This is a genomic window from Candidatus Zixiibacteriota bacterium (assembly GCA_022865345.1).
GTDB lineage: Bacteria > Zixibacteria > MSB-5A5 > MSB-5A5 > RBG-16-43-9 > RBG-16-43-9.
In genome coordinates this window covers 1-2,318 of record JALHSU010000211.1, presented here as the reverse complement: position 1 = coordinate 2,318, position 2,318 = coordinate 1, and the positions used below count along the sequence as shown (strand labels likewise).

At 44.3% G+C, this 2,318-nt stretch carries 2 protein-coding genes; both read right to left on the bottom strand.

What is annotated here, in order from left to right; all coding sequences use genetic code 11:
- Positions 1 to 1,568 (bottom strand): HEAT repeat domain-containing protein (locus tag MUP17_10485; protein MCJ7459406.1); only part of this gene is annotated, 1,568 nt, incomplete at its 3' end.
- 318 nt (positions 1,569 to 1,886) lie between these two features.
- Positions 1,887 to 2,228 carry a DUF2007 domain-containing protein gene (locus MUP17_10480; GenBank protein ID MCJ7459405.1) on the bottom strand — a complete coding sequence of 114 codons (342 nt, stop codon included), beginning with the start codon at positions 2,226 to 2,228 and terminating at the stop codon, positions 1,887 to 1,889.
- Between the last annotated feature and the right edge of the window lie 90 nt (positions 2,229 to 2,318).

Here is a 2,318-nt window from a genome sequence, read left to right as displayed (position 1 = left end):
TTTTCCTTTTTAAACCAAGTTTTTTTCAAAACCATCTTTTTAAATAAATTGACCGCCTCATCTTTGCCTGTATGGGCTAAAGTCTCCAGCAGGACTTTTTTTTCCTCCGGGCTTTTATCCCTGAAATCTTTTCTGCTAACCAGATTTGAAATAAATTCAAAAGCTTCCTGGCTAGGCCTTTCACCCAAAAACCTGGCAGCCCTCACCCTCAGCTTTTCCTCAGGGTCTTCAAGGATACTTAGTAGAATTGAGGTGACCTCCTCCCCTTTGATCCGGGAGAGTGCTTCCAGGGTCTGTTTTCTAACCCTCAGATCCTCGTGTCCGATAGTTCTTTTCAGATAAGGTATAGCCAGAGGTGAGCCGATGCGTCCTAAGATCCCGACGATATTCCTGACCACGTACCATCTACGGTCATAAACCCCTTTGCTCAAAAGCTCGATACTCTTCTCTCCCCAGTTCTCCAGCACAGTGCAGACCATCGAGCGGGTGGCAAAATTCTCCAGTTCACCCAGCATGTCCACCAGATGGGGTACGGTATTCCGGCCTAAGAGGGAAAGATATTTTCTGGCAGAGAAAAGATCCAGCCTGGGATTCTGATTTAAAATCTGGGTCAGAGTCTTCATCCTCTCTTTATCTCCTGCCCGGTTCAGGGCTTCTTTGATCCTTTCGGCTCGGCGAGTCTGCCCGGCCTCAGATTCGGCCTCTTCTAAATTCTTGAGCAGTAACAGCACCTCAGAGGCCAGATAGAAATTCTCCTGACCTACCAATGAATCCAAGAGCTTTTCCAAAAGCAGGACTGTCTCTGAGAAATCGGAAAACTCCTTATCTCCGGATAAGACTTCCTTGAGAATAAAAAACATCTCCTTCAAAGGCTCGAAGCTTTTATCTTTCTCCAGCAGGAATTTTAGCTCATTTAACTCCTGCTGTGGGACAAGGTCCAGATCACGCAAAAACCTCTCCACCTGTATTCTGGCTGGAAGCTTTACTTCCTTCGTTTTGCTTTCCTCCAGGTCTATTTCCGAATAGTAGAGTTGTTTAAGGTCTTTAGTGCCGGTAGGCTGGGGAAGATCGCTTAAATCCTCGGTTAAGAATTCATCCACTGCTGAGAACTTTATGTGCGGCAAATCCTTTTCCCAGAAAAGCGTGACCAGATCGTCCTCTGGCAAAGAGGATTTTAAACAACTGGTAATAGCTTCCAGAAAGGAGAACAGCTCCTCCTGTTCCAGTCCTTTGTGAAAGCTCAGCTCCCTTATCCCGTCCCGGTACAGGGCAAAAGCAACTCCTTCGTCTTTCTTCTCCTCCTTTAAAATGACCTTGTCTTCAAAAAGGAGCCTGGATTGGTCAATTCTCAACTTCAACTCCTCATTTTCTTCTAAAAAACCTGTCAATTTTCTGAAGAGGTTATGCCTGAATTCCTTGGGTATGGGGTTGTCCGGAGGATAGATACAGAAAATCTTGATAGCTTTGATCAAAAGGTTCACTACTTCCTGAGCTGCCTTGATAAGCTCATTCGATTGGCCCTGAAGTTCATTCAGGTCCGATTTCAAATCCAGGGTTTCATCAGACATATTTCACCACTCGAGGGGAATTCTACCCAAGAGGTTAATCCCTTCTTACTGATTATCGTCAAGATTATGAGATGGATTAAGAGAACCAAGGTAAACTTTTTCAATTAAGATAGGCTAAATATCTTAAAAAGAGATTAAGTATCTGAAATTGTGAGAATTGGTCATCCTGCCTTTGTTGAGATAGTCGACATTTTTTTCCTAACTTGTCATGCTGAGTCCCGCCTCTGGACGAAGCATCTTCGACTAAATGTTATAGATTCTTCCCCCTGTAGGGGTCAGAATGACAAAAGACAGGTTTGTAATTGGTGAGGTTTATTTCTAAATATGATTTAACATCCCGTCCGCAATCTGGTTGGCTTCTTCCCAGTCCTCTTCCGGAACCCACAAGCTGATCTCCACTGGCGAGGTGGTGGAATAGCTGCCCAACATTATGCCGATATCATCCCCTTTGATAACCGAGTTTATTCCTGAATTTCTCAGGGATTCCTTGAGCATCTCGGCATATAACCGGCTGGGTAAGTTGCGAAGAAGTTTATACTTGATTGGTTCGAGCTCCTCTTTAGGTTCCTCAGGAAGTTTCTCAACCAGAGGGATGTTGCAGTCGCTGCATTTTTTCACCCCGGCATTGTACTCGGCTTTACAATTTGGACAATAGGGCATAAGTCTCCTTTTTCTTTTTCTCTGGAATGCATTGACTGCGTCAATGCATTTAAAATGTAGGGAAGGTCTTCAGACCTCCACTTTTTGGAA